The sequence below is a fragment of the Herbaspirillum sp. C7C2 genome, assembly GCF_022627865.1.
In the GTDB taxonomy this organism is placed as follows: Bacteria; Pseudomonadota; Gammaproteobacteria; order Burkholderiales; family Burkholderiaceae_D; genus Herbaspirillum; species Herbaspirillum frisingense.
Genome location: NZ_JABXGI010000006.1, coordinates 26,530 through 43,203 on the forward strand (window position 1 = coordinate 26,530; position 16,674 = coordinate 43,203).

General features: G+C 64.0%; 16 protein-coding genes. 1 reads left to right on the forward strand and 15 read right to left on the reverse strand.

Annotation, left to right across the window (positions count from 1 at the left end; genetic code table 11):
- The first annotated feature begins 51 nt into the window (after positions 1–51).
- Positions 52–867 carry a symmetrical bis(5'-nucleosyl)-tetraphosphatase gene (locus HWE04_RS11015; RefSeq protein ID WP_241812434.1) on the forward strand — a complete coding sequence of 272 codons (816 nt, stop codon included), beginning with the start codon at positions 52–54 and terminating at the stop codon, positions 865–867.
- Here the strand turns inward: HWE04_RS11015 and HWE04_RS11020 are convergent.
- From HWE04_RS11020 to HWE04_RS11090, 15 genes are all read right to left on the reverse strand, one after another.
- Entirely contained in the window at positions 797–1,597 is an 801-nt protein-coding gene (locus HWE04_RS11020) for a lysophospholipid acyltransferase family protein (protein WP_077235714.1), read from the reverse strand. The genes HWE04_RS11015 and HWE04_RS11020 overlap by 71 nt on opposite strands.
- A 45-nt stretch (positions 1,598–1,642) precedes the next feature.
- Positions 1,643–2,929 (reverse strand): dihydroorotase, encoded by a 1,287-nt coding sequence (locus HWE04_RS11025; RefSeq protein ID WP_006463700.1) that lies wholly within the window; start codon positions 2,927–2,929, stop codon positions 1,643–1,645.
- Between the two features lie 64 nt (positions 2,930–2,993).
- Positions 2,994–3,953 (reverse strand): aspartate carbamoyltransferase catalytic subunit, encoded by a 960-nt coding sequence (locus HWE04_RS11030; protein WP_006463696.1) that lies wholly within the window; start codon positions 3,951–3,953, stop codon positions 2,994–2,996.
- Complete coding sequence (gene pyrR / locus HWE04_RS11035) at positions 3,946–4,458, reverse strand: bifunctional pyr operon transcriptional regulator/uracil phosphoribosyltransferase PyrR (protein WP_102663919.1); 513 nt, start codon at positions 4,456–4,458, stop codon at positions 3,946–3,948. The genes HWE04_RS11030 and pyrR overlap by 8 nt, the downstream gene beginning before the upstream one ends.
- Positions 4,455–4,841, reverse strand: coding sequence for a Holliday junction resolvase RuvX (gene ruvX / locus HWE04_RS11040; protein ID WP_077235716.1), 387 nt, complete (start codon positions 4,839–4,841; stop codon positions 4,455–4,457). Before ruvX ends, pyrR begins: the two co-directional genes overlap by 4 nt.
- Before the next feature lie 18 nt (positions 4,842–4,859).
- On the reverse strand, positions 4,860–5,648 hold the full coding sequence (locus HWE04_RS11045) for a YqgE/AlgH family protein (RefSeq protein ID WP_241812435.1): 789 nt from the start codon (positions 5,646–5,648) through the stop codon (positions 4,860–4,862).
- A 91-nt stretch (positions 5,649–5,739) separates the two neighbouring features.
- Positions 5,740–7,155: an amidohydrolase family protein gene (locus HWE04_RS11050; protein ID WP_241812436.1), complete on the reverse strand. Its 1,416-nt coding sequence runs from the start codon at positions 7,153–7,155 to the stop codon at positions 5,740–5,742.
- A 28-nt stretch (positions 7,156–7,183) separates the two neighbouring features.
- Entirely contained in the window at positions 7,184–7,987 is an 804-nt protein-coding gene (locus HWE04_RS11055; protein WP_077235718.1) for an ABC transporter permease, read from the reverse strand.
- Complete coding sequence (locus tag HWE04_RS11060) at positions 7,971–8,828, reverse strand: ABC transporter ATP-binding protein (RefSeq protein ID WP_241812437.1); 858 nt, start codon at positions 8,826–8,828, stop codon at positions 7,971–7,973. The genes HWE04_RS11055 and HWE04_RS11060 overlap by 17 nt, the downstream gene beginning before the upstream one ends.
- Before the next feature lie 17 nt (positions 8,829–8,845).
- Positions 8,846–9,877, reverse strand: coding sequence for an aromatic ring-hydroxylating dioxygenase subunit alpha (locus HWE04_RS11065; RefSeq protein WP_039875491.1), 1,032 nt, complete (start codon positions 9,875–9,877; stop codon positions 8,846–8,848).
- Positions 9,878–10,002: 125 nt separating this feature from the next.
- Complete coding sequence (locus HWE04_RS11070; protein ID WP_241812438.1) at positions 10,003–10,989, reverse strand: isopenicillin N synthase family dioxygenase; 987 nt, start codon at positions 10,987–10,989, stop codon at positions 10,003–10,005.
- 60 nt (positions 10,990–11,049) lie between these two features.
- Entirely contained in the window at positions 11,050–12,054 is a 1,005-nt protein-coding gene (locus tag HWE04_RS11075; protein ID WP_241812439.1) for an ABC transporter substrate-binding protein, read from the reverse strand.
- Between the two features lie 47 nt (positions 12,055–12,101).
- Positions 12,102–13,127, reverse strand: a complete 1,026-nt coding sequence (locus HWE04_RS11080) for a PDR/VanB family oxidoreductase (protein ID WP_241812440.1) — start codon at positions 13,125–13,127, stop codon at positions 12,102–12,104.
- Between the two features lie 398 nt (positions 13,128–13,525).
- Positions 13,526–14,410: a dienelactone hydrolase family protein gene (locus HWE04_RS11085; protein ID WP_241812441.1), complete on the reverse strand. Its 885-nt coding sequence runs from the start codon at positions 14,408–14,410 to the stop codon at positions 13,526–13,528.
- A 230-nt stretch (positions 14,411–14,640) separates the two neighbouring features.
- Positions 14,641–16,323, reverse strand: coding sequence for a methyl-accepting chemotaxis protein (locus tag HWE04_RS11090; protein WP_241812442.1), 1,683 nt, complete (start codon positions 16,321–16,323; stop codon positions 14,641–14,643).
- Positions 16,324–16,674 lie beyond the last annotated feature (351 nt).

A 16,674-nucleotide genomic window follows, 5' to 3' on the forward strand; every position in this document is an offset into this window, starting at 1 on the left:
GCATGGCATCACCGATCCTTCACCTGGCCCCAAGCTCATCAGACATTGCCCATGAGAAATTACATTATCGGAGACCTGCAGGGCTGCCATGCCTCCCTGCAGGATTTGCTGGCAACTCTCCCGCCGTTTGCGTCCGACCGTATCCTCTTCGCCGGCGACCTCATCAACCGCGGCCCCCACTCCCTGCAAACCCTGCGCACCGTGATGCAGATGGGCAACCGCGCCCAGGCCGTGCTGGGCAACCACGATCTGCACCTGCTGGCAGTGGCCTGCGGCATCCGCCCGGCCCACCGGGATGACACGCTCGACGAGATCCTGGCAGCGCCTGACCGCGACGAACTGATCGACTGGCTGCGCCATCGTCCGCTGGCCATACACGAGCAGGGTCACCTGATCGTACACGCCGGTGTACTGCCGCAATGGGACCTGAAACAGGCGCTGTCGCTGGCTGCCGAAGTCGAGGCCATGCTGCAAAGCGAGCAATGGATCGACTTCCTGCGCCATATGTACGGTAACCAGCCTGCGCGCTGGAGCGACGACCTGGCCGGCTACGACCGGCTGCGCTGCGTCATCAACGCCTTCACCCGGCTACGCTTCTGCCAGGCGGACGGGACGATGGATTTTGCGGTGAAGGAAGGTGCGGCCGCCGCACCGGAAGGGCTGATGCCCTGGTTCGAGGTGCCGGGCCGTCGTACCGAAGAGGTAACCGTGGTCTTCGGCCACTGGTCGACACTGGGACTGGTGATGCGCCCCCATCTGATTGCGCTCGATACCGGCTGCGTCTGGGGTGGCAAGCTCAGTGCGGTGCGACTTGAGGATCGGGCGCTGTTCCAGGTGCAGTGTCCGCAGGCGCGCCAGCCGGGCTGAGCGATTCCAGCGAATACCCCAGGCCGGTCGCGATCACCTCGCGCGCGCTACGCGCCAGGTCGCGCCGGTGGGCGCCTTCAGTGTTGATGATGGGCAATTGCTTCAACTGCGCACGCATGCCCCGGGCCTTGAGGATGGTCAGGATACTCTCGGCAATGGACATGTCGCCAATGAAATCGGCCGCCCCATGCAAATTGCCGGCCGCATCCACGTAGCGCAGCGCATACGGCTGCACCGGCGCCCGGGCATCGATGGCGGCTTCGAACAGGTTGGCGTGGAAGGGTAGCAACGTACCCTGGGCCGCCGTGGTGCCTTCCGGGAAGAAGGCCACGTGCTCATCCTTCTCGATGCTTTCCACCAGTCCCTTGAAAATGCGACGCACATCGCTGGCCTTGCCACGCGAAATGAAGATGGTGCCCGTCTTGGCACACAACCAGCCGATCAGCGGCCAGCCACGGATCTCGGACTTGGCCACGAAGCGGCAGGGCTGCAACGAATTGACCACGAAGATATCCAGCCAGCTCACGTGGTTGGACACCAGCAGCGAACGCTGCAGCGGCAAGGGACTGTCGATCTCCACGCTGATGCCGCAGATGCGCAGCAGCTTGCGCGACCAGCGCCGGATATGCGCCTCCTGGCCCTTCTTGCCGGTCAACGGGAACAGAAAGGCGCACACCGCCATGCCCTTGAACAGATGCGCGATCAGGCGCAGCAAACGGAAAACGAACATGGCTCGGTCGGCTCTTGGTCGGCTGTAGAAACGATGCAGGTCGGATCAGCGCTCGAAGGCAATATGCCCCGAGACGATGGTGGCCTTGACCACGCCAGGCAGCTCATAGCCCAGGAAAGGCGTGTGCTTGCCCTGGCTGGCCAGCGCGCTGCCGTGTACCTTCCACATGGTGTTGGGATCGAACAGGCAGAGGTCGGCCACGTTGCCAACGGCCAGGTTGCCCGCCTTCAGGCCCGCCACCTTGGCGGCACGATGGGTCACCTTGGAGATCGCCTTGGACAGCACTTCCTTGCCCTCGCCTTCGGTCTCCAGCGCCCACTTCAGGGACAGCGACAGCAACAGTTCCAGACCGGTTGCGCCCGGCGAGGCTTCGCCGAAGGGCAGCAGCTTCTCGTCGTCATCCACCGGGGTATGGTCGGAGCAGACGGCGTCGATGGTGCCATCGAGCAGTGCGGTGCGGATCGCTTCGCGGTCGCGTTGCGAGCGCAGCGGCGGGGTCATGCGAGCATTGGAATCGAAGAAGCCGATATCCAGGTCACACAGATGGATGTGGTGCACGCCCACGTCGCAGGTCACCGGCAGGCCTTCGCTCTTGGCCTGGCGCACCAGTTCAAGACCGGCGGCCGAGGACATGCGACACAGGTGAACCCGCGCGCCCGTCGCACGCATGAGTTCGAACAGCGTGTACAGGGCGATGGTCTCGGACATCACAGGCACGCCCGACAGGCCCAGGCGCGACGCCGCCGGCCCGCTGTGGGCAATGCCCGAGCGGCCCAGGTGTGGGTCCTGCGGGCGCAGCCAGACGGTGTAGTTGAAGGTCTTGGCATATTGCAGCGCCGACAGCAACACGGTGGTATCGGTGATCGGTTCCTCGGCCTGCGAAAAGCCGATGCAACCCGCCTCGGTCAGCTCGGCCATTTCTGTCAGGGCCTTGCCCTTCAGGCCGGCGGTCAGCGCACCCAGCGGATAGACGTGCGCCTGGTTCAGCGAACGGGCGCGGTGCTTCAGCATTTCCACAAGACCCGGCTCGTCCAGCACGGGATCGGTATCCGGTGGGCAGATCAGGCTGGTCACACCGCCCTGGATGGCGGCCTGCATCTCGGATTCGAGCGTGGCCTTGTATTCATAGCCAGGCTCGCGCAGGCGCGCCGACAGGTCCACCAGGCCGGGGGTCACCACCAGTCCGGTGGCGTCGATGGTCTTGTTGGCCACAAAGTCGGCCGGAGCCTGGCCGACACCGACGATCTTGCCGGCGGCTACGTACACATCCTGCTGGGCATCGATGCCGTTGGCCGGGTCGATCAGACGGCCGTTCTTGATATGCAGTTTCATCAGTTCTTGTCTTCTTAACGGATCGTTCAAAACGTCGCTGTGATAGTCGTCGTTACCGCTCAATTCAATTGCCAGCCACGATGCTCATGACCGCCATGCGCACCGCGATGCCGAAGGTCACCTGCGGCAGGATCACTGCCTGGGCGCCGTCAGCCACGGCCGAGTCGATTTCCACGCCGCGGTTCATCGGACCGGGGTGCATCACGATGGCGTCCGGCTTGGCCAGGGCCAGGCGTTCCGGGGTCAGGCCGTAGCTCTTGAAGAACTCCTGCGCCGAGGGCAGCAGCGCACCGCTCATGCGCTCGTTCTGCAGGCGCAGCATGATGATCACGTCGACGTCCTTCAAGCCCTCTTCCATGTTGTGGAAGACGCGCACGCCCATCTGCTCCAGGCCACTGGGCAAGAGCGTACGTGGGCCGATGGCCCGCACTTCAGGCACGCCCAGGGTGGTCAGCGCGTGGATGTCGGAACGCGCCACGCGGCTGTGCAGGATGTCGCCCACGATGGCCACGCGCAGGTTGGTGAAATCCTTCTTGTAGTGGCGGATCGTGTACATGTCCAGCAGCCCCTGGGTCGGGTGCGCATGACGGCCGTCGCCGGCGTTGACCACGTGTACATGCGACTGCCTGGTGTCGATCAGGTGCTTGGCGATCAGGAAGGGCGCGCCCGATTGGGCGTGGCGCACCACGAACATGTCGGCATGCATGGCCGCCAGGTTGTCGATGGTGTCCAGCAGCGACTCGCCCTTGCTGGTGCTGGAGGCCTGGATGTTGAGGTTGATCACGTCCGCCGACAGGCGCTTGGAGGCGATCTCGAAGGTGGTGCGGGTACGCGTGGAGTTCTCGAAGAAGAGATTGAACACGCTCTTGCCACGCATGAGCGGCACCTTCTTGACTTCGCGGTCGCCGATGCTGACGAACGAAGAGGCGGTGTCGAGGATGTGCGTGAGAATCGAGCGCGGCAGGCCCTCGATGGTCAGCAGGTGCTGCAGTTCGCCGTTTTTATTGAGTTGTGGATTAAGCATGGACCACCGTGAGTGAGAAGCGGCCGTCGTCGGCGCGTTGCAATTGCAGGTTTTCTTGTTTGCTCAGTTCAACCGAGGTCGCCACGAAATCGGCAGCCACCGGCAGCTCACGCCCGCCGCGATCGGCCAGCGCGGCCAGCAGCACGCGCGCCGGGCGGCCGTAGTCGAACAGTTCGTTGATGGCCGCGCGCGTGGTGCGCCCGGTGTAGAGCACGTCGTCCACCAGCAGGATGGTGGCGCCTTCGACATCGAAGGGAATCTGGCTCGGCTTGACGTCGGCGCGCAGGCCCTTCTCGGAAAAGTCGTCGCGATAGAAGGACACGTCGACAAAGCCGAGGCGTTCGGTCAGGCCCAGTTCGGCTGCCAGCCGCTCGGCCAGCCAGGCGCCACCGGAATGGATGCCCACCAGCGCCACGTCGGTCGCGCCCTGCAGGCCGGTCCTAATCTGCTGCACCAGGGTCTGGTACAGCGCTTCTGCATCAAGCTGGGAAGATGTTGTGCTCATGAATGTGCGTCGTCAAAGTATTGCTGCAAAATGATGGCGGCGGCCTGGTCGTCGATCTGCTCGCCGCGCTGGTGCTGGATCACCGCCGAACTGTAGCGTTCATCCACCAGCGTGACCTCGACCCCGTAGCGACCGTGCAGCTGGTTGGCGAAGCGCCGGCAGCGCACGCTCATCTCGTGCTCCGCGCCGTCCGGGTGCAAGGGCAGGCCGACCACGCAGCGCGCCGGCTGCCACTCTGCGATCAGGCGCGCGATGGCGGCGAACTTGCCGTCATTGGTGGGCTCGCCGATCACCGCCAGCGGCTGGGCCTGCTTCAGACCGGTATTGCCCACTGCCACGCCGATGCGTTTCAAGCCGAAGTCGAAGGCCAGGATGGTTTCCAAGCGTTTTCCCTATCGTCCTCAGGCCCGCCCGGCGTCGCCGGAGAGCATCACCGGATCGATGCCCAGCAAGGCCAGGGCTGCCGTGAAGCGTTCTTCCACGGGCAGTTCGAAGATGATGGCCGGATCGGCCTTCACCGTCAGCCAGCCATTGCGTCCGATCTCCCCTTCCAGCTGACCTGGGCTCCAGCCCGAGCAACCCAGCGTCACCAGCACCCGCTCAGGGCCGTTGCCATACGCCACGGCTTCCAGCACATCCTTGGAGGTGGTCAGCGCGACATCATCGGTCACCTGCAGGGTGGAGGAGTATTTTTCCGAGGTCGAATGCAGCACGAAGCCGCGCTCCACCTGGACCGGGCCACCGAACATGACCGGCCGGCGATACAGCTCCGGCATGGCGTCAGGAGTATCAGGGCGGATTTCCAGCTTGAGGTTGATGCGGTCGAACAGCACGTCCATCGTCATGTCGGTGGGCTTGTTGATGACTACGCCCAGCGCGCCGTTATGGTTGTGTTCGCACAGATAGACCACCGTGCCGCCGAAGACCGGGTCCAGCATGGACGGCATGGCGATCAGGAAGTGATTGGTCAGGTCCAGTTCCAGCGGGGGCCGGGTTTCCTCTTCGGCGCTGTCTTCGCCCGCGGCGGACGCTCCGGATGGTGCGGAAGAGCCGGAAGACCCGGCTTGGGCCGAAGCTGCCTCGCGGCGAGGTGAGTCAGGACGGAAAGGATCGAAAGCGCCAAAGGAATCCACGGATTCATCGAAATCCTCGGCTGAGAAACTGAAGGGAGAATTACGTCGCTTGATCATCCCGCCATTTTAGCAGTTTTGGCCACCTCCCCATGCGGCTCATGGGGAAAGCGGGGACCAAGGCGGCACAAGCAAGCGACTTCGCCCTGCCCTAATTGCCTGCAAGCATCTTCTGCACCGCCTGACGCGCTTGCGCTCCCAGTTCAGCCAGATCCAGCCCGGGAATGACATCGTCCCGCACCACGGCCTTGCCGCCGACCCACATTGCCTTCAGGAAAGGCCGCCCACCCGAGGCCACCGGCCCGATGGCCGAATCATGCAGGCCGAAGTAGCGCGGGTCATCCAGGCGGTACAGCGCAATATCGGCCTGCTGCCCCACCTGCAGGCCGTCCAGCGCCTCCAGCCCCAGCACCCGGGCGCCACCGGTCGTGCCCCAGCGCACCACATCCTCCACCGTGGCCTCGGCCGCGCCTCCCTCGAAGCTGCCGCCCCGGAATACCGGCGTCGCTTCCTGGCCGCGCCGGGCGCGTTGCATCAGCCAGGCGGCATGGGTTTCGGAAATCATGTCAGCCGCCTCGTTAGAGGCCGCGCCATCCACGCCGATTGACACCGGAACGCCGGCTGCCTCCAATGCACGTATCGGCGCAATCCCGCTCCCCAGGCGCCCATTGCTCTGCGGACAATGGGCAATCCCGGTGCCGGTGGCGCCCAGCAGGGCAATTTCCTCGGCATCGAGTTTGACCAGATGCGCAAACCACACATCCGGCCCCAGCCAGCCGATGCGCTCGCAGAACTGTACCGGGCTGCAGCCATGCATGGCATGCGCGCTGTCCTGGTAGCCCACGGTCTCGGAGAGATGACTGTGCAGCCGCAAGCCCATCTCGCGCGCTGCCACGGCCATCTCGCGCAGTTCTTCGGGTGCCGCCGAATAGAGTGGCGTGGTCGGCGCCATCACCACCCTGCGCATGGATGCCGGTGCCGGATCATGGAAGCGCTTGCGCAAGCGCGCCATGTCCGCCAGGAAGCCCTCCAGCGTCTCGGGCCGCAAGGCACTCGGCAATTCGGCCTCCAGCTGGCGGGTTCGCATCGCGGTACCGCGACACAGCACGAAGCGCAGGCCCAGTCGCTCGGCCTCCTCGAACAGGATCTCGGAGGTATCGAAGGGCATGCCCGGGTAGTACAGGTAGTTGTGGTCGGCAATCGTGCCGCAACCCGAACGCAGCAGTTCCACCATGCCGATGCGCGCCGCCAGCCGGAACAGCTCGGCATCGAATCTGGCCCGATAGCGATAGGGTGTGGCCGCCAGCCAAGGGGTCAGCGTGGCGTTGATGCCCAGCGGGTCGCCCTTCAACAGGGACTGGAACAGGTGATGATGGGTATTGACCCAGGCCGGATAGGCCACGCAATCGCTGGCATCGATCACGTCTTCGCCGGCCTGTGCCGCAAGCCGGCCGATGGCGGCGATCACGCCGTCCTGCACCCGGATGTCGGGGCCGACGTGGCGCGCCGCAGCGCCGGGCAAGCCGGTCATGATGGCTTGCAGGTTCTTGATCAGGAAGGTGTTCATGCGCAATCGTCTCCTTGATGTCGCGGGTTCATCCCATTTCGCTTTCATGCCAGCCGGCCAGCGCCGCGCGCGACAGTGCACTCATCAGCCAGAACAGCAGGATGCCGGTCAGTGTGATCAGCAGCAAGGCCGCAAACAGCCGCGGGATATTGAGCTGGAAGCCGGCCTGCAGGATCTGGTAGGCCAGTCCCGAGCCGGTACCGCCGGTGCCGGCCACGAACTCCGCCACCACCGCGCCGATCAGCGCCAGTCCGCTGGAAATGCGCAAGCCGCCGAAAAAATAAGGCAAGGCACTCGGAATGCGCAAGCGCCTGAGCGTCTGCCAGCGGGTCGCCTTGTTCAGCCGGAACAGGTTGAGCAAGCCCGGATTGACGCTGCGCAGCCCCAGCGTGGTGTTGGAGATGATCGGGAACAGCGCCATGATGGTGGCGCAGACCGTCAGCGCAGCCGTGGTGTCCTTGACCCAGATGATGATCAACGGTGCAATCGCCACGATGGGCGTGACCTGCAGGATGATCGCATAGGGAAACAGGCTGACCTCGATGAAGCGGCTCTGCACGAAGACGAAGGCGATCGCCACGCCCAGGATCACCGCCAGCACAAAAGCCAGGAAGGTGATCTTCAGCGTCACCAGCAATGAATCAAGCAGCATGCCCCAGTCGGCCACCAAGGTCTTGGCGATCAAGGAAGGCGTCGGTATCAGATAGGGCGGCACCTCCAGCAGCGTGCAGACCACCTGCCACATCAGGAGCAAGGTAATACCGATCGCCAGCGGTGCGGCCACCCGCCAGAAACCGGGACGGTTGACCAGCGGCTCAGTGTTGGGCTTCATGACCGCCTCCCTGCTGGTTGGCCAGCGTCAAGTAATCAGATAGCGTCTTGCAATACTGCATGAAGGGCGCCGAAATGCGGAAGGCCTCGTCACGCGGCCCTGGCACATCGATGGCCACATCGGCGATCACCCGCCCGGGCCGCGCCGCCATCACGATCACCCGCGAAGATAGGAACACCGCCTCATAGATGCTGTGGGTCACGAAGACCACCGTCAGGTCCTGCTGGCTCCAGATATCGCGCAGGTCGGCATCGAGCTTGTTGCGGGTGAATTCATCCAGGGCACCGAACGGCTCATCCATCAGCAGCAGATTGGGCGAGGTCGCCAGCGCCCGCGCAATCGAGGCACGCATCTGCATGCCGCCGGACAATTCGCGCGGCAGCACCTTGTGGAACTTGTCCAGGCCCACCAGCTTCAGGGCGGCCGCCACCCGTGCATCGGCCTGCGCACGTGGCACGTGGCGCAGGTCCAGCGGCAACCGTGCATTCTGTTCCACCGTGGCCCAGGGCATGAGCGTGGCTTCCTGGAACACCATGGCCAGCGTGCGCTCCGGCGTCCCGACCGTGGCCAGGTTACCGCCCCACCAACGCAGATGCCCATGCGACGGCTCCTCCAGCCCGGCGAACATCTTCAGCAGGGTGCTCTTGCCGCAGCCCGACGGGCCCAGCAGGGAGACGAACTCCCCGCGCCCGATATCGAGCCGCACTTCGTCCAGGGCGCGTGTGCCGTTGCGGTAGGTCTTCTCCACCCGTTGCGCCGACAGCACCGGAGCCTCGCCCGATACCTGGCCCTGCTGCTCCCATGCCGCGGCCTGCGACATGGCGTGATCATCTCTGTCCATGGAATCTCCTGGCGGGTTCATGCAGCGGGATGGATGCGGAAGACTTCGGATTCGCCATGCTCTTCCAGCAGCTGCAGCAGCATGCGGCGCATGATCAGACCCGGACGGTCCGAGGCCATGTGGAATTCCTGGCGGCGCCGCACGTCGATGCAGGCGTCCGGGTCGGTGGCTTCCAGGATGTCACGGTCTTCCACCAGGATGGGGGCGTCCCAGGCGATCAGCTCGGCCTCGGAGCAATCCTCCTCGGTATCGTTGCGGTACAGCCACTGCGCCAGCATGATGCTGCCATCGTCGATGGGCGTAGCGCAGTTGTAGATGATGTGATGCCGGCCGCTCTCCGGATAGGTGCAACCGAAGCGGCGCACGAAAGGCAGGTACCAGCGGTTGAACATGTGGCGCACGGTGGTATCGGCCGTACTGCCGGTGACGCGGTGGCTGGCCGGCACGTTCTTGATCGGCACCCGTGTCTCGGCCTCGAAGCCGTAGTCGGTTTCCTCGATCTCGTACTTCTCCGGCTTGGGCTGATCGTACAGGCCGAAGGTAGCCCGATGCACGTAGCTGAAATGGGAATTGTCGAAGGAGTTTTCCATCATGCGCAGCGCGCTGGTATCCCAGCGTTCGTAGAACTGGAAGATGCGGCGGTATCCCGGCGCACCATCCTCGGGAAAATCGGGGATGTCACGCAGCGGATCTTCCAGCGCCACCCAAACATAGCCGTAGCGCTCCTTGCAGTGATAGGACTTCACGCAGGCACCCGACGGCACGCTGCCGTCCACGCTCTGCGGCACGCGCACGCAGGCGCCCTCGCCGTTGAAGGTCCAGCCATGGTAGCCGCAGACGATATTGCCGTTTTCCACGAAGCCCTTGGACAGCCGCGCCGTGCGATGGCAGCAGCGGTCCTGCAAGGCGGCCGGCGTACCATCTTCCCTGAGCCATACCACCAGCTTCTCGCCCAGCAGCGTAAAGGGCTGCGGACCGTCCTTGAGCTGCGAGATGGGCATGAGCGCGTACCAGAACCTGCGCAAGACTTTTTGTTGAGTTACCAGCATGATGCTGCTCCTTCTGCTTGGACTGCGGACCTGGGGATCCGCAGTGGTCCGGCCGGCGTGCCAACACGGTCGCCTTCGCCGGAAAATCTGACATTCGAAAATTCGGACTTGCTGGCTGCGGTGACTCAGTCCACCGCCACCGCGCCGAAGGTCTGCCTTACCTTCATGTCCAGATACTCGCCAATGGTGCAAGGCGCATAACGCGGTGGGCGCTCGGCGCTGCAGCAGGTCGGCAGGCAGGCCACCACGGCCGCCTGGTCGCCATCCTGGAAAAAAGGCAGCGAATAACGCGGCACCGTGCCGGCATTGAGCACGCGATGTGGATTGCTGTGATAGAGGTCATTGCTCCAGCGCTGCAGCAGGTCACCGATGTTGACCACGAAACTGTCCTTGATGGGCGGTGCGCTCACCCACTGGCCCTCTGCGTTGCAGACCTCCAGTCCACCGATGGCATCCTGCGCGAGGATGGTGACCAGGCCCCAGTCGGTATGCGCACCGGCGCCGATCTGGTTGTTGCGCGCACCGTCCGGTTGCGGCGGGTAGTGCAGCATCCGTTGGGTGGCGATGGGCGTTTCCAGCACCGGCTCGAAGAAATCCTCCGGCATCTCCAGCGACAGCGCGATCACGCTGAGCAGACGATGCGAGAGCGCGCGCACGGCCTCGTAATAGCGCCGCGAATGGGCTTCGAATCCGGGCAGGTCCTGCGGCCACCGGTGATGACCATAGCGCAGCAGGCCACGCTGCACGTAGGCATGATCATGGGCAATGTCGAAGCCGAACTGGAAGCCCTCCTTCAGGTCCGCCGGCGAACCCTCATCAAGGGCCTGCGCCCCCATGCGTTCATAGCCGTAGCCGGACGGCGAACCGCGCATGTCGATGGCCGCCTTGCTGGCCGCCGGCAACGCAAAGAATCGGCGCGCCCAGTCGAACTGGCCTTCCACCAGTGACTGCGGGACACCGTGGTTGACGATGTAGAAGAAACCCACGTCACGCGAAATCTTGTGGATTTCCCAGGCCAGCGCTTCACGCCGGCTTCGCTCGGGGGAAAACGCATCGGCAAAATCGATCACCGGGATGCGGCGTGCTGTCATCGGTGCTGTGTAGGGAATCATGGCGTCCTCACGCGCAAGGTGGACCGCGCCGCCGCACTCACGCAGCGGCGCCCAACGGGATCAGGGCATGACCTTCATGTCCTTGACGAACTGGGTGGTGTAGGCCTTGTGATAATCCGTATCCGCCTTGAGCAGGCCGGTAGCGACCATGACGTCATAGGTCTGCTTCCAGCGTTCATCGGTCATCACGCCGATGCCCAACCGTGCCGCATCGCCACCCGTGACCACCTTGAGCTCCTTGAGCTTGCCCAGGGCATAGGCCAGTTGCTCGTCGCCCATGTTCTTGTTGTCGGCCTTGATGAGGGCATTGGCCGGAGCCGGGTCTTCCAGGTAGCTCTTCCAGCCTTCAGCGGTCGCCTTGACGAAGCGCTGCACCAGGTCGGGCTTGCTGGCCACGGTCTTTTGCAGCGTCACGATGGTGGTGCCATACGGCGGATAGCCCTCGCTGGCAAAGAGGAAGAACTTGCTCTTCACGCCGGCCTTGTCGGCCTGGAACAGTTCGGAGGAAGGATAGGCCTGCTGCGCGATGTTGGGATCGGCGAAGAAAGGCTGCAGGTTGAAGGTGTAGGCCTTGGACTGCGCATCGGTATAGCCATACTTGGACTTGAGCCACGGCCACCAGCTCGACTGGCCGGAGCCCGCCACCAGGATGGTCTTGTTCTTCAGCCCGGCCAGGCTGGTGACATCATCATGCGTCATCATGCCCTGCAGGTCGGACTGGAAGGACGTGCCCACGGTCACCAGCGGCAAGCCCTGCTCTATGCCCTTGAGCACCGTGAAGTCATATCCCATGCTGAAGTCGGCCTGCCCCGCCACCAGGATCTGCATGTTGTTGACCTGCGGGCCACCCATCTTGATGGTGACATCCATGCCGTACTTCTTGTAGATGCCCTTGGCCACGGCCTGGTAGAAGCCGCCATGCTCGGCCTGCGCATACCAGTTCGACAGCAGGGTGACCTTGTCCTCGGCATGGGCCAGGCCGGCCATCTGCAGGGCTGCCGCGCCCAGCCATAGTGCGGCCACACGCCGCATGAAAGTCCGCTTCTGCATCGCTTGCTTCTTCATAGCCTTCCTCTCCAGGTGGGTTGAACTTGCACAGACAAATCGGAACATCACAGATCCAGTACCAATCGCGTTCCTGCACAGCGCGAGACGCAGGGCATCAGCGTGCGACCACTGGCGCGCTCGGCGGCCGAGAGCACGCTGTCGCGATGCAGGGGCAGGCCTTCCAGCACCGTGCTTTCGCAACTGCCGCAGAATCCCTCGCCGCAGGAGGTGCCGATCACCACGCCAGCTCCGGCGGCGGCGGCCACGATGCTCTGGCCGGGCGACACCGTGCAGCTCACGCCCGAGCGCTGCAAGACCAGTTCGAAGACATGGTGGTCCTGGTCAGAGGCATGGATGACGGCATGGCTTGCGCCGGTGGGCGCGGCGAACCATTCGAAATGGATATCGTCCTCGCGCCAGCCGGCCTGGCGCGCATGGTCACGCGCCGCCTCGATGAAGGGCGCGGGACCGCATACATAAAGCGGGGAAGAGCACGGCACGCCGGCTAGCGCGGCGGCAATGGCACGTCCGGTCTCGGCGCCATCCAGCCCCAGATGCAGGGACATGCCCTGCGAGCAGGTGGCCAGTTCGTGGAAGAAGGCCGCATGCGCCAGGCCGCGCGCAAAATAATGCAGACGGTGGCGTACACCGCGCGCGGCCATGTCGGCGACCATCGCATGGAGCGGTGTGATACCGATGCCGGCGGCCAAGAGCAGCGGAGCACGTTCATCAACCGCCAGAGGAAAGGCATTGACGGGTGCCGCTGCAGTGAGCAGGTCGCCCTCTTGAACCTGGTCGTGCAAGAAGGCCGAGCCGCCGCGTGAGGCGGCTTCCTTCTTGACGGCGATCACATAACAGTCGCGCTGTTGCGGCGTATTGCACAGCGAATAGCAGCGTTCCAGCCCCTCCCGCAGTTGCAGGCGCAGGTGCGCGCCCGCGCTCCATGGCGGCAATGGGGCGCCATCTGCGGAGCTCAGTTCGAACAGGCGGATATCGGCAGCCACCGGGCGTATGGCCCTCACCCGCAGGTGCAGCACGGTGGCGGGATCGGCAGGGGCAACGCGGTTGAAGCGTTCAGCGACGGCATTCATCGCGCACCTCGCAGAGAGGCGGGCGATCCTGAGCATGGCCGGGAAGAGCGTAGAGAAAATGAGAAAGAGAAAAGCGCGCGGGCATCGTGCATGGTCTCGTGTCCTATCAAAAGATGGGGACCATCGGGGTTCCGATGGCATCACGAGCAATGCCCCGCAGGAAGGTAAGTGTCCGTTTTACCGACCGCTAGCCGCTTCTACTCAATCCTTGTCATAGCAAACCGCGTGCCAATGGCGCAAGGCCCGGATCGGCACGGTATACCCATGTGTTTTGTCGCATACCGATGAAAAAGGGACGGAAAACTCCGTCCCTTGCCGCAAACGTCCTGCACATCTTGGTGCGCCATGCCTTGATCTGCATCAGACGCGCACCAATAAGAGGCCAGACCTTCAGCGCGTCACGCCACGCCGTGACTCTTGAAGAAAGCTACCACCTTGGCCCAAGCGTCCTTGGCATCGGCCTCGACATAGCTGGGGCGGTAATCGGCATTGAATGCGTGGCCGGAATTGGCATAGACGTGGAATTCCGACTTGTTGCCAGCCTTCTGCAGGGCTTCCTTCATCTGTTCCACGGTAGAGACCGGGATGCCCTGATCCTTGCCGCCATAGAGGCCAATGACTGGCGTCTTCAGCGTAGCTGCGATATCGAGCGGCTGCTGCGGGAACAGCGCGGTCTTCTCGCCCACCAGACGGCCATACCAGGCGGCACCGGCCTTGACCTTGGGATTGTGGGCGCTGTAGAGCCAGACGATGCGGCCACCCCAGCAGAAGCCGTTGATGCCCAGACGGCTGGTATCGCCGCCATTTTCGCCGGCCCACTTCACGTAGGCATCGATGTCGCCCATCACCTGGGCATCCGGCACCTTGGAAATGATTTCCTTCTGCAGCTCGGCAATGGAGGTATAGGCCATGGGATTGCCCTGGCGCACGAAGAAGTCCGGTGCGATGGCCAGATAGCCCAGCTTGGCGAAGCGGCGGGCGATATCGGCGATGTGCTCGTGCACCCCGAAGATTTCCGACACCACGATGATGACCGGCAGCCCGGTCTTGCCCTCGGGCTGGGCGCGATAGGCCGGCACGCGCTGGCCGTTGACGTCGATGGCGACCTCGCCGGCGGTCAGGCCGCTGGTGTCGGTCTTGATCATGGTCTGCGCGCAGACCGGCAGCACGGCGGCGGCAAAGCCGGTGCCCAGGGCAGTCTTCAGGAAGGTACGGCGGTCGGCGCTGCCGGACAGGGTGCTCTGTCCCAGCAGGCTGTCGAAGTCATTGCGAAGGTCGTTCATCGGGTTCTCCATCTTGGTGGCACGTGGCCTCGTTGTGGTGGACGTGATGCGGGGAAGGATCGCGGATTTCCTGGCCTCATCCGGAATATCCAGATCCAGAAAAAAGCGGCCCTTGCAGGCCGCTTGCCGGCATCCTCACGGATGCGCTCCGACTTCACCCAAGCCGGAGTCTAACCGCAAACCGGCGCAGGCGTTGCGCCCCGTCTCCGGGGCCATCTTCTTCCCGGTTTTCAGCCCTGCACCGCCAGCACCTGGCCACCGGCCGGCAATTCCGGCGCGCCCGGCGTGACATCGATGACACGCTCGGCACTCGGCGCCGCATAGGATGACGCCACCCTCGCCTGGGCAGCATCGACACGGAACACGCTGACCAGCTGCTGCAGGCCGGCCGCCTGTTCCTGCAGCGAACGGGCCGCCGCAGCCGCCTGCTCGACCAGCGCCGCATTCTGCTGCGTCATGTCGTCGATCTGGATGATCGCCTCGTTGACCTGTTCGATGCCGCTGCTCTGCTCGCGGTTGGCGTGGGTGATCTCGGTCATCACGTCGGTCACGCGGCGGATGCTGGTGACGATGTCGGTCATGGTGCTGCCGGCCTGCTCCACCAGCTTGCTGCCGTTCTCGACCTTGCCCACGGAGTCGCCGATGAGCACCTTGATTTCCTTGGCCGCCGAGGCCGAGCGCTGGGCCAGCGAGCGCACCTCGGAAGCCACCACCGCAAAACCGCGCCCCTGCTCGCCGGCGCGGGCCGCTTCGACCGCTGCATTCAGGGCCAGGATGTTGGTCTGGAAGGCGATGCCATCGATCACGCTGACGATATCGGCCACCTTCTGCGAAGAGGCATTGATGGACTGCATCGTCTCCACCACCTGCGAGACGATGCTGCCACCCTGCACCGCGACGTCGGAGGCAGCCAGCGCTAGGTCGTTGGCCTGGTGGGCATTCTCGGCATTCTGCTTGACGGTGGAATTGAGCTGTTCCATCGAGGAAGCGGTTTCTTCGAGGGCGCCGGCCTGTTGCTCGGTACGACCCGACAGGTCGAGGTTGCCGCGGGCGATTTCGGTGGAGGCGGTGGTGATGGTTTCCGAACCCCGGCGTACTTCGGTGACGATGGCTGCCAGCTTGTCGCGCATGATACGCATGGCGGCCAGCAGGCTGTCGTTGTCGCCGGGGCGGGTATCGATGACCACGGCCAGGTCGCCTTCGGCAATCTGGCCAGCGATCTGCACCGCGTAGTCCGGCTCACCGCCCAGCTTGCGCAAGATCTGGCGGGTCAGCCAGAGTGCCGCCAGGATGGCGGTGATCACGCCGATGGCGCTGATGACCAGCATCAGCAGGCGCGCACGTGCATAGGCGGTGGCGCTGGCCTCGGCGGCTTCCTTGTTGAGCCGGTCTTCCAGCGCGGCCAGCGCCTTCAGTTCAACCTGCCAGGACTTCTGCACCGGCAGGTATTGTTCCTTCAGGAATTGCGCCAGCTCGTAGGCCTCACGACGCTTGCCGAACTCCACCGCTTCGCTGATGAGCTTTTCGGCATTGGCGGCCTGGGCGGCGATCTTGGGCAGGGCGGCCTTTTCTTCCTCGGTGGTGTCGGCCGAATCAGTGAAGAGCTGCTGCAGCTTCTGCGCAGCCATCTTGTACTTCAGCGTCTGCGCCTCGATGTACTGCGCCTCGATATCCACATCCTCGGGAGCGGCCGGCAGCATCAGGTTGCGCAGCGAGATGGAACGCTCCCCCACGGTCTCCAGCATGTCCTTGACCAGCGTGCTCTCCGGGTTCTTCACCTCGACCACGTGGGTGAAGCGCGCCTGCACCTGGTGCATGTTGAAGATGCCGAAACCGGTCACCAGCACCAGCAACAGCACCACCCACGCAAACCCGAGTCCCAGGCGCGTGCCCACTTTCATTGCTGACTTCATGACGTCTCCTCCAATGTGTTCATCGGAGGCCGGACGGAAGCGTTGGGGGATGGCAAGACCTGCGCCAATGGCGCAGCCCGCATGCGCGGTGCGTGTCGAAAAACCTGGTGCGTGTCCCCTGCCCTTTCCTGCCCAGCCTCTGCTGCGCCGGACCTTGGTCCGGCTTCACCCAGTGCGTCGTCCCGTCTTCGAATGCCTGCGGTTGCGACGCCAGTCTTCTATTTTTTTCAGTTCTGATTGCGCCGACTTGTCAGTTCGTCAGCTTGTTGCATTGCCAATTCTTATATCCACCATCTGCGCCCGATCCGCTTTCCCTGGCGGCGCGGGCGCCGGTTCCACACGACCGGCGGT

Bases quoted from the DNA above. Each gene is read 5' to 3' on its own strand.
- HWE04_RS11015 (WP_241812434.1), top strand. From the start codon at position 52: ATGAGAAATTACATTATCGGAGACCTGCAGGGCTGCCATGCCTCCCTG.
- HWE04_RS11020 (WP_077235714.1), bottom strand. From the start codon at position 1,597: ATGTTCGTTTTCCGTTTGCTGCGCCTGATCGCGCATCTGTTCAAGGGC.
- HWE04_RS11025 (WP_006463700.1), bottom strand. From the start codon at position 2,929: ATGAAACTGCATATCAAGAACGGCCGTCTGATCGACCCGGCCAACGGC.
- HWE04_RS11030 (WP_006463696.1), bottom strand. From the start codon at position 3,953: ATGCTTAATCCACAACTCAATAAAAACGGCGAACTGCAGCACCTGCTG.
- pyrR (WP_102663919.1), bottom strand. From the start codon at position 4,458: ATGAGCACAACATCTTCCCAGCTTGATGCAGAAGCGCTGTACCAGACC.
- HWE04_RS11045 (WP_241812435.1), bottom strand. From the start codon at position 5,648: ATGATCAAGCGACGTAATTCTCCCTTCAGTTTCTCAGCCGAGGATTTC.
- HWE04_RS11050 (WP_241812436.1), bottom strand. From the start codon at position 7,155: ATGAACACCTTCCTGATCAAGAACCTGCAAGCCATCATGACCGGCTTG.
- HWE04_RS11055 (WP_077235718.1), bottom strand. From the start codon at position 7,987: ATGAAGCCCAACACTGAGCCGCTGGTCAACCGTCCCGGTTTCTGGCGG.
- HWE04_RS11060 (WP_241812437.1), bottom strand. From the start codon at position 8,828: ATGGACAGAGATGATCACGCCATGTCGCAGGCCGCGGCATGGGAGCAG.
- HWE04_RS11065 (WP_039875491.1), bottom strand. From the start codon at position 9,877: ATGCTGGTAACTCAACAAAAAGTCTTGCGCAGGTTCTGGTACGCGCTC.
- HWE04_RS11070 (WP_241812438.1), bottom strand. From the start codon at position 10,989: ATGATTCCCTACACAGCACCGATGACAGCACGCCGCATCCCGGTGATC.
- HWE04_RS11075 (WP_241812439.1), bottom strand. From the start codon at position 12,054: ATGAAGAAGCAAGCGATGCAGAAGCGGACTTTCATGCGGCGTGTGGCC.
- HWE04_RS11080 (WP_241812440.1), bottom strand. From the start codon at position 13,127: ATGAATGCCGTCGCTGAACGCTTCAACCGCGTTGCCCCTGCCGATCCC.
- HWE04_RS11085 (WP_241812441.1), bottom strand. From the start codon at position 14,410: ATGAACGACCTTCGCAATGACTTCGACAGCCTGCTGGGACAGAGCACC.
- HWE04_RS11090 (WP_241812442.1), bottom strand. From the start codon at position 16,323: ATGAAGTCAGCAATGAAAGTGGGCACGCGCCTGGGACTCGGGTTTGCG.